The 16,786-nt window shown below is 67.6% G+C and carries 24 protein-coding genes; 11 read left to right on the top strand and 13 right to left on the bottom strand.

Annotated elements, in window-relative coordinates:
• Positions 1-199 precede the first annotated feature (199 nt).
• From AC07NF_RS21310 to AC07NF_RS21300, 3 genes are read left to right on the top strand one after another with little or no spacing between them, the layout of a single operon-like run.
• Positions 200-586 (top strand): hypothetical protein, encoded by a 387-nt coding sequence (locus AC07NF_RS21310; RefSeq protein ID WP_494627426.1) that lies wholly within the window; start codon positions 200-202, stop codon positions 584-586.
• A gap of 1 nt (position 587) precedes the next feature.
• Complete coding sequence (locus AC07NF_RS21305; RefSeq protein WP_494627428.1) at positions 588-1,127, top strand: hypothetical protein; 540 nt, start codon at positions 588-590, stop codon at positions 1,125-1,127.
• On the top strand, positions 1,124-1,981 hold the full coding sequence (locus AC07NF_RS21300; protein WP_494627430.1) for a sigma-70 family RNA polymerase sigma factor: 858 nt from the start codon (positions 1,124-1,126) through the stop codon (positions 1,979-1,981). The genes AC07NF_RS21305 and AC07NF_RS21300 overlap by 4 nt, the downstream gene beginning before the upstream one ends.
• Position 1,982: 1 nt before the next feature.
• Here AC07NF_RS21300 and AC07NF_RS21295 read toward each other — a convergent pair whose 3' ends face one another.
• Together AC07NF_RS21295 and thiE are read right to left on the bottom strand one after the other, a co-directional pair.
• Positions 1,983-2,390, bottom strand: a complete 408-nt coding sequence (locus AC07NF_RS21295) for a hypothetical protein (RefSeq protein ID WP_492815387.1) — start codon at positions 2,388-2,390, stop codon at positions 1,983-1,985.
• 86 nt (positions 2,391-2,476) lie between these two features.
• Entirely contained in the window at positions 2,477-3,118 is a 642-nt protein-coding gene (gene thiE / locus AC07NF_RS21290) for a thiamine phosphate synthase (RefSeq protein ID WP_492815386.1), read from the bottom strand.
• 133 nt (positions 3,119-3,251) lie between these two features.
• Between thiE and AC07NF_RS21285 the strand changes: the two genes are divergently transcribed.
• Both AC07NF_RS21285 and bfr read left to right on the top strand, forming a co-directional pair.
• Positions 3,252-3,437, top strand: coding sequence for a (2Fe-2S)-binding protein (locus tag AC07NF_RS21285; RefSeq protein WP_454717874.1), 186 nt, complete (start codon positions 3,252-3,254; stop codon positions 3,435-3,437).
• Positions 3,438-3,582: 145 nt separating this feature from the next.
• On the top strand, positions 3,583-4,062 hold the full coding sequence (bfr, locus tag AC07NF_RS21280; RefSeq protein ID WP_494627434.1) for a bacterioferritin: 480 nt from the start codon (positions 3,583-3,585) through the stop codon (positions 4,060-4,062).
• Here the strand turns inward: bfr and AC07NF_RS21275 are convergent.
• Both AC07NF_RS21275 and AC07NF_RS21270 read right to left on the bottom strand, forming a co-directional pair.
• A complete protein-coding gene (locus AC07NF_RS21275) occupies positions 4,059-4,550 on the bottom strand; it encodes a GNAT family N-acetyltransferase (RefSeq protein ID WP_494627436.1) in 492 nt (163 codons plus the stop codon). The genes bfr and AC07NF_RS21275 overlap by 4 nt on opposite strands.
• 32 nt (positions 4,551-4,582) lie before the next feature.
• Positions 4,583-5,992 carry a methyl-accepting chemotaxis protein gene (locus AC07NF_RS21270; protein WP_492815384.1) on the bottom strand — a complete coding sequence of 470 codons (1,410 nt, stop codon included), beginning with the start codon at positions 5,990-5,992 and terminating at the stop codon, positions 4,583-4,585.
• 398 nt (positions 5,993-6,390) lie between these two features.
• On the opposite strand from AC07NF_RS21270, the gene AC07NF_RS21265 reads away from it, so the two are divergent.
• Positions 6,391-6,972 carry a tryptophan-rich sensory protein gene (locus tag AC07NF_RS21265; RefSeq protein WP_494627438.1) on the top strand — a complete coding sequence of 194 codons (582 nt, stop codon included), beginning with the start codon at positions 6,391-6,393 and terminating at the stop codon, positions 6,970-6,972.
• Between the two features lie 6 nt (positions 6,973-6,978).
• Here AC07NF_RS21265 and AC07NF_RS21260 read toward each other — a convergent pair whose 3' ends face one another.
• From AC07NF_RS21260 to AC07NF_RS21245, 4 genes are read right to left on the bottom strand one after another with little or no spacing between them, the layout of a single operon-like run.
• On the bottom strand, positions 6,979-7,425 hold the full coding sequence (locus AC07NF_RS21260; protein ID WP_494627440.1) for a DoxX family protein: 447 nt from the start codon (positions 7,423-7,425) through the stop codon (positions 6,979-6,981).
• Positions 7,422-8,165 (bottom strand): HvfC/BufC family peptide modification chaperone, encoded by a 744-nt coding sequence (locus AC07NF_RS21255; RefSeq protein WP_494627442.1) that lies wholly within the window; start codon positions 8,163-8,165, stop codon positions 7,422-7,424. Before AC07NF_RS21255 ends, AC07NF_RS21260 begins: the two co-directional genes overlap by 4 nt.
• Positions 8,158-8,985: an MNIO family bufferin maturase gene (gene bufB, locus AC07NF_RS21250; RefSeq protein WP_494627445.1), complete on the bottom strand. Its 828-nt coding sequence runs from the start codon at positions 8,983-8,985 to the stop codon at positions 8,158-8,160. Before bufB ends, AC07NF_RS21255 begins: the two co-directional genes overlap by 8 nt.
• Positions 8,986-9,043: 58 nt before the next feature.
• A complete protein-coding gene (locus AC07NF_RS21245) occupies positions 9,044-9,328 on the bottom strand; it encodes a BufA1 family periplasmic bufferin-type metallophore (RefSeq protein WP_492815379.1) in 285 nt (94 codons plus the stop codon).
• A gap of 192 nt (positions 9,329-9,520) precedes the next feature.
• On the opposite strand from AC07NF_RS21245, the gene AC07NF_RS21240 reads away from it, so the two are divergent.
• From AC07NF_RS21240 to AC07NF_RS21230, 3 genes are all read left to right on the top strand, one after another.
• Complete coding sequence (locus AC07NF_RS21240; RefSeq protein WP_494627447.1) at positions 9,521-10,060, top strand: sigma-70 family RNA polymerase sigma factor; 540 nt, start codon at positions 9,521-9,523, stop codon at positions 10,058-10,060.
• Positions 10,047-10,685, top strand: a complete 639-nt coding sequence (gene nrsF, locus AC07NF_RS21235; RefSeq protein WP_494627449.1) for an anti-sigma-F factor NrsF — start codon at positions 10,047-10,049, stop codon at positions 10,683-10,685. Before AC07NF_RS21240 ends, nrsF begins: the two co-directional genes overlap by 14 nt.
• A 161-nt stretch (positions 10,686-10,846) precedes the next feature.
• A complete protein-coding gene (locus AC07NF_RS21230; protein ID WP_494627451.1) occupies positions 10,847-11,527 on the top strand; it encodes a DUF1109 domain-containing protein in 681 nt (226 codons plus the stop codon).
• Between the two features lie 56 nt (positions 11,528-11,583).
• On the opposite strand, the gene fba is transcribed toward AC07NF_RS21230, so the two are convergent.
• From fba to gap, 3 genes are all read right to left on the bottom strand, one after another.
• A complete protein-coding gene (gene fba / locus AC07NF_RS21225; RefSeq protein ID WP_494627453.1) occupies positions 11,584-12,675 on the bottom strand; it encodes a class II fructose-bisphosphate aldolase in 1,092 nt (363 codons plus the stop codon).
• Between the two features lie 139 nt (positions 12,676-12,814).
• A complete protein-coding gene (locus tag AC07NF_RS21220) occupies positions 12,815-14,005 on the bottom strand; it encodes a phosphoglycerate kinase (protein ID WP_494627455.1) in 1,191 nt (396 codons plus the stop codon).
• Positions 14,006-14,182: 177 nt separating this feature from the next.
• Positions 14,183-15,190 (bottom strand): type I glyceraldehyde-3-phosphate dehydrogenase, encoded by a 1,008-nt coding sequence (gap, locus tag AC07NF_RS21215; RefSeq protein WP_494627459.1) that lies wholly within the window; start codon positions 15,188-15,190, stop codon positions 14,183-14,185.
• 213 nt (positions 15,191-15,403) lie between these two features.
• Here gap and AC07NF_RS21210 point away from each other — a divergent pair, with 213 nt between their 5' ends.
• Positions 15,404-15,784 (top strand): DUF4164 family protein, encoded by a 381-nt coding sequence (locus tag AC07NF_RS21210; RefSeq protein WP_494627461.1) that lies wholly within the window; start codon positions 15,404-15,406, stop codon positions 15,782-15,784.
• 3 nt (positions 15,785-15,787) lie between these two features.
• Entirely contained in the window at positions 15,788-16,114 is a 327-nt protein-coding gene (locus AC07NF_RS21205; RefSeq protein WP_291880144.1) for a cell division protein ZapA, read from the top strand.
• A 1-nt stretch (position 16,115) separates the two neighbouring features.
• On the opposite strand, the gene AC07NF_RS21200 is transcribed toward AC07NF_RS21205, so the two are convergent.
• Positions 16,116-16,418 (bottom strand): type II toxin-antitoxin system RelE/ParE family toxin, encoded by a 303-nt coding sequence (locus AC07NF_RS21200; RefSeq protein WP_494627463.1) that lies wholly within the window; start codon positions 16,416-16,418, stop codon positions 16,116-16,118.
• A complete protein-coding gene (locus AC07NF_RS21195) occupies positions 16,415-16,696 on the bottom strand; it encodes a type II toxin-antitoxin system ParD family antitoxin (protein WP_492815370.1) in 282 nt (93 codons plus the stop codon). The genes AC07NF_RS21200 and AC07NF_RS21195 overlap by 4 nt, the downstream gene beginning before the upstream one ends.
• Positions 16,697-16,786 lie beyond the last annotated feature (90 nt).

Here is a 16,786-nt window from a genome sequence, read left to right as displayed (position 1 = left end):
GCCGTCGACGCCCGCCGGAAAGTCCGGCGGCGGAGCGGTAGGTCGACGGTGTGAAAGAACGGGCGCGGAACCTAATCGTCCACAGGCCCGATGGCAAGATGGGCCTGATTCAACAGGCTTAACGGCCTTTTTCACCGAACCATGTCACGTCGATGGGGGCTGTCTCGTCCTGTTCTCGACACCAACTCGAGAGGGCGACATGCGCTGGATCGCGATCGGACTGACGGTTCTGTTTCTGGGCAATGGCCTGGTGATGCTGACCGTCCCTTATCCCTGGTACCTGACCATTCCCGGCGTCATCCAGACCGGGCCGTTCAACGACCACTTCGTGCGCGACATCGGCGCGACCTATCTGGCCTGCGGGATCGGGACCCTGCTGGGCGCGCTGGACCTGCGCCGGCACGCGGGGGCCGTGGTCGTGGCGGCGGCGTTCCAGGGCGCGCATGCGATCATCCACGTGATCACGCCCTTCTGCGGGACCAGCCTGCCGTGGCCGCTGCTGGCGCGGGACTTTCCGGGCGTGTTCCTGCCGACCCTGCTGACGATCTGGCTGGCCGTGGCGGCTGTGCGCGCGAAGGAGGCCTGAGATGATGAAGGCGATCATCGCGGCCGCCATTGGCCGGTTCGAGAAGCGCTACGACTACGACGCGACCTATATCCGCGACCTGCTGGAGGCCAGCCCGAAGGCAGCGCGGGCCTTCCAGGGCGTGCGGACCCTGTCGGGCTATCGCGAGGGCGCGCCGGCCGCGGCCCTGTCGGCGGCGGGGCTGGTCGCCACGATGAGCGAGGACTGCGGTCCCTGCGTCCAGATCGGCGTGAGGATCGCCGAGGAGAATCACGTGGCGGCCGAGGTGCTGCGGGGGATCCTGACCGGCGACCACGTCCTGATGGGACCGGACGCCAGCCTGGCCTGGCGCTTCGCCAAGGCCTCGCTGGCCCGCGACCTGGAACGCTCGGACGCCCTGCGCGACGACGTGCTGGAGCGCTGGGGTCCCAAGGGGCTGTCGGCGATCGCGCTCGCCATCGCCTCGGCGCGGGTCTATCCCACGGTCAAGTACGCGATGGGACACGGCAAGGCCTGCTCGCGGGTCGAGGTGGGCGGAGAGGCGGTGGCGGTGCGCTCATGACGGCGGCTGATGCGATCTTCGAAGGGCGACGCTCGGCCATGACCGGCCTGGCCTACCGCATGCTGGGCTCGCGCGCCGAGGCCGAGGACGTGGTGCAGGACGCCTGGCTGCGCTGGCGCAAGGTCGATGCCGAGACGGTTGAAGAGCCCGGCGCCTATCTGAACCGCGTGGTCACGCGCCTGGCCCTGGACCGCCTGAAGTCGGCCCGCGCCCGCCGCGAGGTCTATATCGGCGAGTGGCTGCCCGAGCCTGTGGTCGAGCCCGACTTCGAGGCCGGCGGCGACGCCGACCTGTCGGTGGCCTTCCTGCTGGCGCTGGAGCGGCTGACCCCGCTGGAGCGGGCGGCGTTCCTGCTGCACGACGTTTTCGACACGCCCTTCGCCGAGATCGCCGGCGTGTTGGGGCGGAGCGAGACGGCTTGCCGCCAACTGGCCTCGCGGGCCCGCGAGCACGTGCGGCGCGACCGGCCGCGCTATACGCCCAGCGCCGACGAGGAGCGCAAGCTGACCACGGCCTTCTTCCAGGCCCTGGTGACCGGCGACGAGGTCGCGCTGCGCGATCTGCTGGCCGAGGACGTGGTCTGGCACGCCGACGGCGGCGGCAAGGCCAACGCCAACCTCAATCCGATCTATGGCGCGACCAAGCTGGTAGCCATGCTGCAGGGCATCCGGCGCAAGTTCCCGCCGCCGGCCGACACGACCGTCCGCCTGGCGCGCGTCAACGGCCAGCCGGGCCTGGTGCTGGCGTCAAACGGCGTCGTCTTCCAGACCATGAGCCTGGAAATCGAGAACGGCCGCATCAGCGCCGTCTACACGATGCGCAACCCGGAGAAGCTCTCCGGGCTTGACGCCTGACCTAGGGCAACTCCGCCTTCGGCAGGGTGTCCTTGCTCTCGCAGGCCAACTTGCCGGCCTTGCCGACGGCGCCGGAGATGTCCTCGATCTTGGCTTCCTTGCGCCAGCCCTTGGGCAGGCCCTTGGTGCCGTCGAAGTCCATGCCAAGGTCCATCCACTTGTCGGCCGCGCAGTCCAGCGCGAAGACCAGGATCGGTCCCTTGCTGGCCGGCCAGTTCCGATAGGCGCCGTTGGCCTTGCCCTCGGCGATGCGGGTGACGATCAGGCCGCTGGTCTGGTCGACGCGGGTGAAGTCCGCGTCGTAGTAGGTCTTGGTCTCGCCCGGAGCCAGCTTCCAGGTCTCAGCGGTCGCGGCGCCGGAAAACGCCAGGACCGGTACGCTAAGCAAACACACCACGAGTCGCTTCATGTCAGCGTCTCCCCCTTACCTGTTGTTCGCTGGGGAAGACGCTATGCCTGTGTGCAGTGCGTCACAATATCACTGTTATTCGAAGCTCAGCGCGCGGCGAGACCCTCGGCGATAGCCGCATTCAAGGCCGCGACAGCCGCATCGGGGCCCTGCGGATGCGCCCAGACCCCGGCCGAGACGGCCAGGAAGTCGGCGCCAGCCGTGGCCAGGGGCGCGGCATTGGCGGCGGTGATGCCGCCGATGGCCACGCACGGGACCTCCATCGTCTCCTGCCAGATGGTCAGGATGTCGGGCTCGGCGGTGGTCGGGGCGTCCTTGGTCGAGGTCGGGAAGAAGGCCCCGAAGGCGACGTAGTCGGCGCCGGCCTCGGCGGCCTCCATGGCCAGGTGGCGGCTGTCGTGACAGGTGACGCCGACCATGCGCTCGCCCATCAGCTTGCGGGCGTCGCGATAGGCCATGTCGCTCTGGCCGACATGCACGCCGTCGACCGGCAGGCGGGCGGCCAGGTCGGGGCGGTCGTTCAGGATCACCGCCACATCATGGGCCTGGGCGATCGGACCCAGCACGTCGACCGCCGCCTTGATCACGTCGTCGGGGACGTCCTTCAGGCGGATCTGCAGGGCGGCCACGTCGCCGCCTTCCAGGGCCTTGGCCAGCTGGCGGCCAAAGCCGGCCAGGTCGTCCAGGGCGGGCGGGGTGATCAGATAGAGGCGGCAGGGAAGCGTCATGAGGCGGCCTTTATGCCAATTTCAGGACGCTTGCGACACCTGGTCGCTGCTAACCAGAGTGAGAGTCAGTTGCAAAGTCCGTCGGGACCGGCTAGATGAGAATGACAATCAAACCGGGTAGGGCGTTCGTACCTTGTACGTCTGTAACTGTAACGGCATCCGCGAGCGCGAAGTGCGCGCCGCCATCGACGCTGGCGCCAGCCGGCCGGCCGACATCTTCCGTTCCAAGGGTTGCCAGGCTCAGTGCGCCAAGTGCGTCTGCGAAATGCGCCAGATGATCCAGGACAATCGCGAAGCGCTTGCATTCGCGGCCGAGTAATCGGCAAAAAGCCAATAAATTCAGCTATCGCGAGGCACTCGCACAGATTTCTGTGAGAGCGCGAAACACTCGCACACATTCAGGTTGAAGCCCGTTTCGGCTTGCCCCAGGTTCCCGCCGAGATCCGAACCTTAAGGAGGCCGCCATGCAGGGCGATCCCAGCATCATCCGACTGCTCAACGCGGTGCTCACCAACGAGCTGACGGCGGTCAACCAGTACTTCCTGCACGCGCGGATGTACGACAACTGGGGCTTCAAGCGCCTCGGCAAGATCACCTACGACGAATCGATCGGCGAGATGAAGCACGCCGACATGCTGATCAACCGCATCCTGTTCCTGGAAGGCCTGCCCAACCTGCAGGACCTGCACAAGCTCAAGATCGGCGAGACTGTTCCGGAATGCCTGAACAGCGACCTGCAGGTCGAGATCGGCGGCCGCGAGACCCTGATCCCGGGCATCGTCCAGTGCGAACAGGCCCGCGACTATGTCAGCCGCGAGCTGCTGCGCGTGATCCTCAGCGACACCGAGGAGCACATCGACTTCCTGGAAATGCAGATCGGCCTGGTCAAGTCGCTGGGCGAGCAGAACTACCTGCAGTCGGCCATGGGCGAACTGCCGGCCTAAACCGGCCGCTCCATAAAGACGCGGGCGGTCTCATCCAGTCCGCGCGCCAGATGTTCGCGCCGGATCTCCAGGAGGTCCGGCGCTAATTTTTGGTCGTCGATGTCGAGGAAGCCCAGCCGCCGATAGTAGGGCGCGTTCCACGGCACGTCGCGGAAGGTCGACAGCGTCAGGCGCACCGTTCGTGCGCCTACGGCGTCGATCAGGGCCGCGCCGATACGTCGGCGCTCGAAGGCCGGCAGGACGTCGATCTGCTCGATGTAGAGACTGTCGCCGACGGGGCGGAACATCACGAAGGCGGCGACCTGGCCTTCGACATCCGCGACCAGCAGGCCGCCCGACGCGATGCGGTCGGCCAGCACCGACGCCGGCGAAGGCTCGTCGGCGGCCAGGGCGTCCATCAGGCCGATGAAACGCTGAGCCGAGGCCCGCTCGATCTCTCGAACGGCCTCGATCTCGGAGGACAGGGCAGGGCGAATGGCGACGGTCACGCCGCCATGCTGGCCCGCCGGGCAGGCGAGGTCTAGGCCGCGCGGGCGCCCGGACGACGTTGGGCGGCGATCGGCGCGGCGGCTTGGCCGGTCTTGAAGCGCGTCATCAGGTGCGTCAGTTCGTGGGCCTCGGTGCGCAGGTTGGCGGCGGCGGCGGTGGTCTCTTCCACCATGGCCGCGTTCTGCTGGGTCACCTGGTCCATCTGGTTGACGGCGCTGTTGACCTGGTTGAGGCCGGTGGCCTGTTCCTGGGCCGAACGGGCGATCTCGCTGATCAAGCCGTCGATCTCGCCGACCTTGCTGACGATGCCGTCCAGCGAGGCGCCGCTTTCGCCGACCAGCTTCACGCCGCGATCGACCTGGGCGGTCGAGTTGGCGATCAGGGTCTTGATCTCCTTGGCCGCATCGGCCGAGCGCTGAGCCAGGGCCCGCACTTCCTGGGCGACGACCGCGAAGCCGCGACCGGCTTCACCCGCTCGCGCAGCCTCGACGCCGGCGTTCAAAGCCAGCAGGTTGGTCTGGAAGGCGATCTCGTCGATCACCCCGATGATGTTGCCGATCTGGGCCGAGGACTTCTCGATCTCGCCCATGGCCGTGATGGCCTGCTGGACGACCTCGCCGGAGCGGCCGGCGTCGACGCGGGCGGCCGAGGCGGCGGCCGAAGCGCGCTTGGCGCCCTCGGCGCTGCGCACCACCGTGGCGGTGATCTCGTCGAGGGCGGCGGCGGTCTCTTCCAGGCTGGCGGCCTGTTGTTCGGTGCGGCGCGACAGGTCGTCCGAGGCGTAGGACACCTCGTCGATGCCGGCCTGCATGCTGCCGGTGCGCTGGACGATGGTCGAGACCGTGTCGCGCAGGCAGTCGATGGCGGTGTTGAAGTCGTCCTTGACCTGCTGGTAGCGCGGATCCATCGCCGCTTCGATGTGCTCGCTGACGTCGCCGCGGGCCAGGCGGCCCAGGCCGTCGGCCAGCACGGTGACGACAGTGTTGTCCTGGTCGGCCTTCTTGCGGGCGGCCTCGGCGGCGGCGCGTTCCAGCTCGACGGCCGTGATGTCGGAGGCGAACTTGATCACCTTCACCGGCTTGCCGTTCTTGTCGAACAGCGGGTTGTAGGAGGCCTGGATCCAGATCTCCTTGCCGCCCTTGCCCACGCGCTTGAACTTGTCGGAGAAGAACTCGCCGCTGTTCAGTCGGCGCCAAAAGTCGCGGTATTCGCCGCTCTTGGCGTAGTCGTCCTCGACGAATAGGCTGTGGTGCCGACCCTGGATTTCCGAGAGGCCGTAACCCAGCGTCTTCAGGAAGTTGTCGTTGGCCGTGATGATCGTGCCGTCGAGATTGAACTCGATTACCGCCTGGCTGCGGTGAATAGCGGCGATGATCGCCTCCATCTCGGCGATCTGGCTCGTGGCCTTGCTGTCGTCCTGGCGCGCCCGGAAGAAGGACATCGGCGTTTTCCCTGTCGCGTGAGGTCACCACCTTGGCGACGCCTGCATCTCACGCTTCGGCGAAAAGTTGCGCTGCGAAACTCAAAAGAGCCTTAACGCGGTGAAGCTCTCGGTTGAATGTCAAAAGATCGGGTGTCTCCAAAAGGCAAATGAAAACAGCAACATGATGCCAAAGTCTAAACTCGTCGTTTTCCTTAACGCGTCATCCGGTCGCACGAGACTTTAGGATAGATCGAGTCAGGGTTGCACCTCGCGGAGTCGGCCTCCCGACACGCCAGGGGCGTTTTCGGGTGGCGCCGCGCGAGGATCAGGCCATCATGCGGATCAGGCCCCGCTGAAGCTGGAACCAAGGCTCAGCTGGGCTGTTTGACCTTGCGAGTTCACGAGGGAGTCCCGCCATGCATATCGCCAACGGAAAGTCGCGCGAGCGCGCCCTGGCCGGTCGCGAAGCGTTCCAGCTCGATCAGCGGGAGGCTGGCGTTCACCCCGCGGCGCAGATCGCCCTGGGCGCGGCCCTGGCTGGCGGCGCGATCTTCGCCGCCCTGATGATGGGCCGTCGTCACGAAGCCGTGCTGGACGACGAGATGTACGCGGTCGAGTTCGCCGAGATGCACGAGCCGGTGGCCCACCAGCCCAAGCCGCTGACCAGCCTGCTGCTGCCGCCGCTGTTCATCGCCATGACCCTGTCGGGCCTGCGCACCTGGAACGCGCCGTCCAGCCCCGCTCGCACCCGCGCCCTGACCATCTGGAGCCTGGTGCAGGGCTTCAACGCCCTGTGGCTGGGCCTGGGCGCGCGCCGTGTCGGCGGCCAACTGGGCGCGGCCACGGCCTCGCTGGCGGCCTCGGCGGCCTATGCCCTGGAGGCCCGCAAGGTCGGCGGCGGCGTGGCCCCGGACCTTGGCTGGGTCGGCATCGCCAACGCCCTGACGGCGCAGCTGTGGCGGCGCCCGCTGGTCCCGCGCGTTCCGACTATCCATTAGGACGGCTCAGGGGATCTTCAGCAGGCGATCCAGGCTGAAGGTCCCACCGCCGCGCGCGATCAGGAAGAGCAAGAGGCCCGCCCACGACAGGTGGGTCGGCCAGGCGTCGGGATAGACGAAGATCTCGATCACCGCGGTCATGCCCAGGAATGCGAGCGCGGACAGACGCGTGAACAGTCCCAGCACCAGCAGCACCGAGAACAGGTGCTCGGCATAGGTCGCCGCATGCGCCGCCACGACCGGCGGCAGCAGGGGCACGTGGTACTCGCTCTCGAACAGGGCGTAGGTCCCGTCGGTGATGTGCAGCAAGCCATCGACCTTGGTGCGGCCCGACTGGAAGAAGATCGCCGCCACGCCGAAGCGGGTGACCAGGGCCAGCACGTCTTCGCTCAGCAGCTTGCGAGCGGTCTGGGCGAAGGCGTCGAACGGGGCGCGGAGCGAGAGCGCGGTCATGAAGTGAAGACTCCCTCGGAGATCAGGACGGCGAACAGTGACGCCAGGTTGGCGGCGGGATCGGCCTCGAAGACGCGCTGGGCGGCCTGCGCCGAGGTGAGGCCGTCGCGGCAGGCGCGCAGGAAGGCGACTTCGGTGCTGCCGATGACGCGAGCGGCGACAGCGCCGCCCTGGCGGACCAGCAGCAGGGTCTGCGCCTGATCCAACAGCTCAAGGTCCTCGCGGCCCTCGCGGACGGCGATCCACAGGCCGGGCAGGCCGGCCTCGAAGCTGGCGAAGCGGACGCTGGGGTGCAGGGGCAGGTTTGTGTCGGCCAGGACATCGGGCGTCAGGGCCGCGAGCGCTTCGGCCGTCAGAACCTCCGCCTCGGCGGCGAACAGGCACTCGGTCCACAGGCGGTCCAGGTGGGCGATCCCGGCCAGGTACGGTGTGTCGTCGGCGGGCGGGAAGCGCTCCAGCCAGGCCGGGAAGGCCTCGCCATAGTCCAGCAGGGCGGCGCTGGCCGGCGGGGCCTCGCGGGCGAACAGGGCGGCGGCGGCGCGGAACCAGTCCTCGCCGACCATCGAATGCACGGTCGGGAAGTTGGCGGCCAGGGCGTCGACGCAGCCCTTGGCGATGGTGTTACGGTAGACGGAGAGGCCGGCCTGACCCTCGCCGGGCGCGAGCCAGGGCGACAGGGCCGAGGGGCTGCCAGCGAGGGCGGCGACGAAGGCGTCCTGGAAATCCAGCAGCTCAGGCATGGACGGTCTCCAGCGCGGCGAGCTCGGCGGCGGCGCGATCGCGCTCAGCCATCAGCACTTGGAAGGCGGGAATGTCGTCGTCGCGCTCGATCAGCGTGGGGCGCGGGCCGATGCGGCGGATCAGGCGGCGATAGAGCACCCAGACGGGCTCGGCCACCGGCGCGCCATGGGTGTCGATGAGCAAGGGCGAGCCGCCGGCGTCGGCGCCGTGGCCGGCCAGGTGGATCTCGCCGACCGCCTCGGCGGGCAGGGCGTCCAGATAGGCCTCGGCGCTGTAGCCCAGATTGCTGGCGCTGACGAAGACGTTGTTGACGTCGACCAGCAGGCCGCAGCCGGTCTTGGCGACCAGGGCGGCGAGGAACGCGACCTCGTCCAGGTCGTGGCCGGTCAGGGGCAGATAGAGCGAAGGGTTTTCGACCAGCACACGGCGACCCAGGACGTCCTGCATGCGGCCGATATTGGCGGCGATGCGGGCCAGGGCCGCGTGGGTGCGGGGGAAGGGCAGGAGGTCGGGCTGGTGCGCGCCACGATGGGTCGACCAGGCCAGGTGCTCGGACACCACGAAGGGCTCGAACCGGTCGACCAGGCGCTTGAGGGCGGCCAGGTGCTCGGGATCCGGATCGGCGTCGGCGGCCAGGGACAGGCCCACCCCGTGCAGCGACAGCGGCCGGCGTTGGCGGATGGCTTCTAGCGCCGCGAGGCGCGGTCCGCCGGCCGACATGTAGTTCTCGGGATGGACCTCGAACCACAGCCCCTCGGCGTCGCGCGCGAGGGCGTCGTCATAGTGCTGGGATTTGAGGCCGAGGCCGGCGGTGATCATCGGGGGTATTCCCAAAGCCCGATCTCCCCGGCGCCGCCGGGGAGATCGGAAGCTGGCCTTACATCTTCGGCGTCAGCGAACCCATGCCGGTCGGGGTCTTGATCGTGACGCAGGTGCCCTTCTTGACCATCTTCCAGGCGTCGCCCTGGTAGTCGACCTTCGAGGTGCCGGCGCACGAGGTGCCAGCGCCGGCCTTGCAGTCGTTCTCGCCGGCCTTGGCGACGCCGTAGCACTTTTCCTGGTCGCCCTTGGCCTTGCCGTGGTCGTCGGCGGCGGCGATCGAGACGCCGGCCGACAGGGCCAGGACGGCGGCGAGGGCGGCGGTGGCAGCGGTGCGGTTCATGGGGTTCTCTCCTTTGGGCGTTTCACGCCGGAGCGGCTCTGCTGGCCGCCCGGTCGATGGGAATTACGAAGCGACACCGCGAGAGGTTACACCGCTCAGCGAACAAAATTTCGGCGCGGTTTCACGGTCCAGGTTCCGGCGCGGCGCGCGGGCGTGTAACCATCCGCCCCTCGCGCGCGAATAGGGGCTTGCGTGACGGATACCGAAACCCGTTTGAAGGCGCTGATGCTGCGCGGGCTGGACGGCGACGCCGCCGCCTATCGCGAGTGTCTGGCCGGTCTCGGCGTTCGGCTTCGCGCCTATTTCGCGCGGCGGATGTCCGGCGCGCCCGGCGATGTGGAGGATCTTGTGCAGGAGACGCTGCTGGCGGTGCATCTCAAGCGGTCGACCTGGGATCCGTCCCAGTCGTTCACCGCCTGGGCGCATGCGGTGGCGCGCTACAAGCTGATCGACCACTGGCGACGGCGAAAGATCCGCCAGACCCTGCCGATCGAGGACCACATCGAGTTTCTGGCCGCCGACGAGCCCGACCCTGGCGTCGGCCTTGAACTGGATCGCGCCCTGGCCAGCCTACCGGAGAAACAACGAATCCTGGTTTCCGACGTCAAGCTGACGGGGCTGAGCCTGGCCGAGGCCGGGGCCCGCGCGGGCATTTCCGAAGGCGCCGCCAAGGTCGCCCTGCACCGGGCGCTGAAGGCCCTGGCCGAAAGGATGCGCCGTGCGGACGGATGATCTGATCGACGCCCTGGCCCAGGACGCGGGTCCGACGCGCGCGCCGCCCAAGCGTCTGGCGATCGTCGCCGGTCTGGGCGCGCTGGCGGCCCTGGTTCTGGTGCTGGCCTGGCTGCACACCCGTCACGACCTGATGCTCGCAATGCGCGGCGGCATGTTCTGGATGAAGGCGCTCTATACCGGGGCGCTGGGCCTGGCCGGCTATCTGGCCATCGAGCGCCTGTCGCGGCCGGAGGGCTCGGGCCGGCGCGGCTGGATGCTGGGCGGGGCGGTATTGGGCCTGTTTGCCCTGGCCGGCGTTGTCCAGGCGATCATGAGCCCCGACATCCAGATGGCCCTGCACATGCTGCGCGGCCACTCGTGGCACGTCTGCAGCCGCAACATCCTGATGCTGGGCCTGCCGATGCTGGTCCTGGGCCTGTGGGCGGTGCGCGGCATGGCCCCGACCCGGCCCGTCGCCGCCGGCTTCGCCACGGGCCTGTTCGCGGGCGGCGTCGCGGCCACGGTCTACGGCCTGCACTGCGCCGAGAACACCTTCACCTTCGTGGCCCTCTGGTACAGCCTCGGCGTGCTGTCGCTGGCCGTCCTGGGCGCGCTGATTGGGCGTTGGGCGCTGCGTTGGTAGGCAGACCGGATGTCCCTAGAAGTAGCGACGATCACGTTTCGTATCGTCGCCTTAGGGTCGATTGACAAACCCACGTTCCGCCAATGAAGTGCCGCCTCTTTTCGCGAATGAGACGCGAGAAGCTTCACTGAAACGCCAGCCGGCTCTGTGGGGAGAGGCGCGTGACGATCGACGACACCCTTGCTCCGCTGGATGCGGGAGCGAGCGGCGAGCGCCTTGGCGCACCCATCTGGTCGACCGCGACCCTACCCTGGCGGCTGGCCGAGATCGGCGGCGCCGGCGCCTTGGCGGGCGTGCTGATGATTCTGCTGTGGCTGGACGTGCGGTCCGACCTGACCGAGGCGGCGGGGCAGGCCTTCTTCTGGATCAAGGCCGCCTATCCGGCCGGCGTCGCCCTGTGCGCCCTGGTCGCGGCCACCTGGCTGGCGCGCGGACGGCCTGGCGGCGTCACGGTGCTGGTTCTGGCTGGCGCGGGCGCGGTCGGCATGCTGGTCGCCGCCGGCGTGCAAAACGCGGCCATGAGCCCGGCCGCGCTGATCACCCTTCACTGGCCCAACGCGCTGGTGTGCCTGGGCAACATCCTGGTCATCGCCGCCCCGATGCTGGCGCTGACCGTTTTCGGCCTGCGCGACGTCGACTTGCTGCGACCCGCGCCAACCGGTTTTGCCTGTGGCCTCTTTTGTGGGGGCGTCGCGGCGACGGTCGACGGCTTGCACTGCTGGCAGGGGACCTACGCCTTCGTCGGTCCCTGGTTCACCCTGGCCATGCTGGTCAGCGGCGGGATCGGGGCCGGCGCGATCAAGCTGCTCGCCCGTCGCCGCCGCTTTCTGGCGGCCGAATAGAAAAGGCCCCCCGGATCGCTCCGGGAGGCCCTTTCGTCTTCAAGCTCTAGAGCGCCTTATTCGGCGGCGGCCTTGGCCGCGCCAGCGCCGAACTTGGCGTCCAGCTCGCCGGCCGTGTAGCGCTTGGCCATGGTCGCGGTCGACAGCGCCTTGATCTTGTCGGCGTGGCCGGCCGAGCCGAACTCGACGAAGCGCGCCTGGCAGACCTTACGCATGGCTTCCTTGGCCGGCTTCATGTAGGCGCGCGGGTCAAACTCGCTCGGCTTCTCGGCCAGCAGCTTGCGGATCGCGCCGGTGATGGCCATGCGGTTGTCGGTGTCGACATTGATCTTGCGCACGCCGTGCTTGATGCCGCGCTGGATCTCTTCGACCGGCACGCCCCAGGTCTGGGGCATCTCTCCGCCGTACTGGTTGATGATGTCCTGCAGGTCCTGCGGAACGCTGGACGAGCCGTGCATCACCAGGTGGGTGTTGGGCAGGCGGCGGTGGATTTCCTCGATCACGTTCATGGCCAGGACGTCGCCGTCCGGCTTGCGCGTGAACTTGTAGGCGCCGTGGCTCGTGCCCATGGCGATGGCCAGGGCGTCGACGCCGGTGGCCTGCACGAAGTCGACCGCCTGGTCGGGATCGGTCAGCAGCTCGTCGTGGGAAAGCTTGCCCTCGAAGCCGTGGCCATCCTCGGCCTCGCCCATGCCGGTCTCCAGCGAGCCCAGAACGCCCAACTCACCCTCGACCGAGACGCCGCAGCTGTGGGCCATCTGGACCACCTTGCGGGTGACGTCGACATTGTACTCGTAGGTCGCCGGGGTCTTGGCGTCTTCCATCAGCGAGCCGTCCATCATCACCGAGGTGAAGCCGTACTGGATCGCCGTGGCGCAGGTCGCCGGGCCATTGCCGTGGTCCTGGTGCATGCAGACCGGAATGTTGGGATAGATGTCGACCAGCGCGTCGATCATCTTGGCCAGCATGATGTCGTTGGCGTAGTTCCGCGCGCCGCGCGAGGCCTGGATGATGACCGGCGAGTTGACGGCCTCAGCCGCCTCCATGATCGCCAGACCCTGTTCCATGTTGTTGATGTTGAAAGCGGGCAAGCCGTACTCATGCTCGGCGGCATGATCCAACAGCTGGCGCAGCGTGATGCGAGCCACGTAATTCTCTCCTGCAAGCGTGAAGTAGGTTGAGGTCGTTTCTTGTTTTTGGGGCCGTGACGCTTGTGCGTTCTCTGCCCGGGTCAGTCATTGGTCAGTCCGGCGCGGATCTGCATGATCCGCGCCAGGACAAGTCTCTTTAAGCCTCGAGTGCGGCGACGCCCGGAAGCGTCTTGCCTTCCATCCACTCGAGGAACGCGCCGCCGGCGGTCGAGACGAAAGTAAAATCGGCCGACACGCCCGCGTGGTTCAGTGCAGCGACAGTATCACCGCCGCCCGCGACCGCCACAAGCTTACCCGATTTCGCCAGGGATGCAGCGTGTTTTGCCGCCGAAACCGTCGCTTCATCGAACGGAGGCACTTCGAAAACGCCCAACGGGCCGTTCCAGATCAGCGTGATGCTTGAATCCATGGCGGCCAGCAGGCGCTTGGCGCTTTCCGGACCGGCGTCCAGGATCAGGTCGTCGGCCTGAACTTCGTTCAGCGCACGGACGGCGGTCTCGACGCCGGGGGCGACCTTCTTGGCCACGACCACGTCGACCGGCAGCAGCAGTTCGCAGCCGGCGGCGTCGGCCTTGGCGATGATTTCGCGGGCGGTGTCGGCCAGATCCTTTTCGCAGAGCGAGCCGCCGACGTCGTGGCCTTGCGCGAACAGGAAGGTGTTGGCCATGCCGCCGCCGATCGCCAGGCGATCCAGCTTGGCGACCAGGTTGTTCAAGAGATCCAGCTTGGTCGAGACCTTGGAGCCGCCGACGATGCCGATCACCGGCTTCTTCGGATTGCCCAACGCGGCGTCCAGGGCTTCCAGCTCGCGCTGCATCGACAGGCCCGGATAGGCCGGCAGCAGCTTGGCCAGGCCTTCGGTCGAGGCGTGGGCGCGGTGGGCGGCGCTGAAGGCGTCGTTGACATAGATGTCGCCGTTGGCGGCCAGGGCCTTGGCGAACTCGGCGTCGTTGCTCTCTTCGCCGGCGTGGAAGCGGACGTTCTCCAGCAGGGCGACGCCGCCGTTCTCCAGGCCATCGACGACCTTGGCGGCTTCAGGACCGATGGCGTCCGAGGCGAAGGCGACCGGCTGCTCCAGCAGCTTGCTCAGCGGCTCGGCCACGAAGCCCAGGCTCATTTCCGGCACGACCTTACCCTTGGGGCGGTCGAAGTGGGCCAGCAGGACGACCTTGGCGCCTTGCTTGGACAGGTAGTGGATGGTCGGCAGGGCCGCGCGCAGGCGGGTGTCGTCAGTGATCTTGCCGCCGTCGACGGGGACGTTGAAGTCCACCCGGACCAGGGCGCGCTTGCCGGCGAGGTCGGCGGTGTCGAGGGTGCGGAAGGTCATCGGGAGGATCCTGAAATTCGGTGCGTTGGATCCTCGTCCTTCGACAAGCTCAGGATGAGGATCCAAGAGAGCAGGCATCACACTAGCCCTCATCCTGAGCCTGTCGAAGGACGAGGGCGGCCCAGCGAGAGGCCAAGGAAAACCCCCGTCCTTGGAAGGGCGGGGGCTCTGTAGTCCTTAGAGGAACTTGGCCATCTCGAGGGCCGTGTCGCTCATGCGGGTCGCGAAGCCCCACTCGTTGTCGTACCAGCTGAGCACGCGGACCAGCTTGCCTTCGATGACTTGCGTCTGGGGCAGGGCGGCCGTCGAGCTGGCGGCGATGTGGTTCAGGTCCGACGAGACCAGCGGATCGGTCGTCGTGAACAGCACGCCCTTCATGTCGCCGTCGGCGGCGGCCTTCAGGGCGGCGTTTACTTCGTCCACCGTGGTGTCGCGCGACGGCACGACCTTAAGGTCGATGACCGAGACGTTCGGGGTCGGGACGCGGATCGACGAACCGTCCAGCTTGCCCTTCAGGGCCGGCAGAACCAGGCCCAGGGCCTTGGCGGCGCCGGTCGAGGTCGGGATCATGCTCAGGGCCGCGGCGCGGGCGCGGTAGAGGTCCTTGTGCATGGTGTCCAGCGTCGGCTGGTCGCCGGTGTAGCTGTGGATCGTGGTCATGTAGCCACGCTCGATGCCGACCAGGTCGTGCAGAACCTTGGCCACCGGGGCCAGGGCGTTGGTGGTGCACGAACCGTTCGAGACGACGATGTCGTCGGCGGTCAGGGTTTCGTGGTTGACCTTGTAGACGATGGTCTTGTCGGCGCCGTCGGCCGGAGCCGAGACCAGCACGCGCTTGGCGCCGGCTTCCAGGTGCAGGGCGGCCTTGTCGCGGGCGGTGAAGATGCCGGTGCACTCGAACGCGATGTCGACGTTCAGCTCATTGTGCGGCAGGTCCTTCGGGTCGCGGATCGCCGTGACCTTGATCTTGCCCATGCCAACGTCGATCCAGTCCTCGCCCGAGGTGACCGTGCCGGGGAAGCGGCCGTGGACGCTGTCGTAGCGCAGGAGGTGGGCGTTGGTTTCGACCGGACCCAGGTCGTTGATCGCGACGACCTCGATGTCGCGGCGGCCATGCTCGGCGATAGAGCGCAGGACCAGACGTCCGATGCGGCCGAAGCCGTTGATGGCGACGCGAATAGCCATGGGTCTTTCTCCTGTTATGGCCGCCGAGCTGATGCGATCGGCGTTCCCTATTTAAGGGCGCGTTTTGCGGGGGAAAGGCGCGAAGTCAAGCCCGAGAAACTGACACGCCTTCCGTAAATGCTGCTATGGGCTCGGCATCGCCCAAATCTCGCCCCTGCGTCTGGCATAGACGGGCTCGATCTATATGTTGCGTTGCATGATTGGAAATTGCCGATGATCCCGGCCGACGGTACGGCCCTCGACCTCGCCGTGCGCCGTTTGGAGCGTGCAATGGCCTCGCTTGAGCAGCGTCTCGCGGCCAAGGCGGCCGAGCCCGTCCGCGCGCCCGCGCCGATCGCGACCTCGGCCGAGCCGAGCCTGTTTGACGACCAAGAGCGCGCCCGCCTGATCGCCGACCTGGACGCCGCGCGCGAGCGCGAAAAGGCGCTGGAGGAAGCCGGCGAGCAGGCTTCGGCGGCGCTGGGCCGCGCCATCGCCGAGATCCGCTCGGCCCTGGGCGACGAAGCCGTGGCCAATGACGATCACGCGCATGACGACGAGGTCGTCCCGTCCGACCAAGACCGGGATCTGTTCGACGATCCGAAGGAGGGCTGACCGATGGCCCAGGTGACCATCCATGTGAACGGCCGCCCCTACATGGTCGGCTGCGAGGACGGCCAGGAGCCGCACCTGACCGAGCTGGCCCGCCTGTTCGATCGTCAGGTCCGCCAAGTCAGCAGCGACGTCGGCCAGCTGGGCGAGACCCGGCTCTTCCTGATGGGCGCCCTGCTGCTGGCCGACGAGCTGTCGGACATGAAGCTTCGCCTGGCCCACGCCAACGCCGAGATCAGCCGCCTGAACCAGGAAGGCACCAAGGCCGAGATCGCCGCCATCCGCGCGCTGGATGCGGCGGCCGAGAAGATCGAGAAGCTGGCGGCGGAGTAAGTCAGTCGGCGAAAGCGGCGTCGACGTTTTGTCCGCCGTGGAAGATCCTGATAATCACGATCGCCTTTGCCGTGACGCTAAACGCGATCGCGCTGCGTCGCTCGAAGCCGAGCAGTCTCAGTCCCGGTCGGATATCGTCACGACGGACACCCTGTTCCGGAAAGCTCGCTAGGCTGGCGCATCGGTCATCGAGGCGTGTGACATACGCCATGGCTGCGTTGGGCGCGCCTCGATCGGCGATGCAGTCATACAGGTCGTGAAGGTCGTCGAGCGCTTCTGGCGAATAGACGACCGTTCTGGTCACGGTTTGGTCTTCAGGCGCTCGGCGTGATGGGCGCGGATCGAGGCCATCACATCCTTGGCGTCGATCGCCCGGTTAGGATCGTCCAGCATCGCGTCGTAGACCGGCGCTACATCCTCACGCAGCCAACGTTCCACGGCCGCGTCCCGTTCCTGCAAAGCGCGAACACCAGCGCGCACGACCTCGCTGGCGGACGCATAGGTTCCGGCCGCAACCAGGTCATCGATATAACGAGACTGCTCGGCGGGCAGACTGACAGTGCGCTTGCTGACTGTGGTCATGAGAGCCTCCGTCGCCACAGTAGCAGGCGGTATGAAGGTTGCATACCGCGTCCGCGTCACCGCGTCACCGCGTCACCGCGCCGCTAGCAA

Source organism: Caulobacter sp. GW821-FHT10A06 (assembly GCF_059415805.1).
The sequence above is the reverse complement of the archived record's forward strand: the minus strand, read 5'-3'. Positions and strand labels throughout refer to the sequence as shown.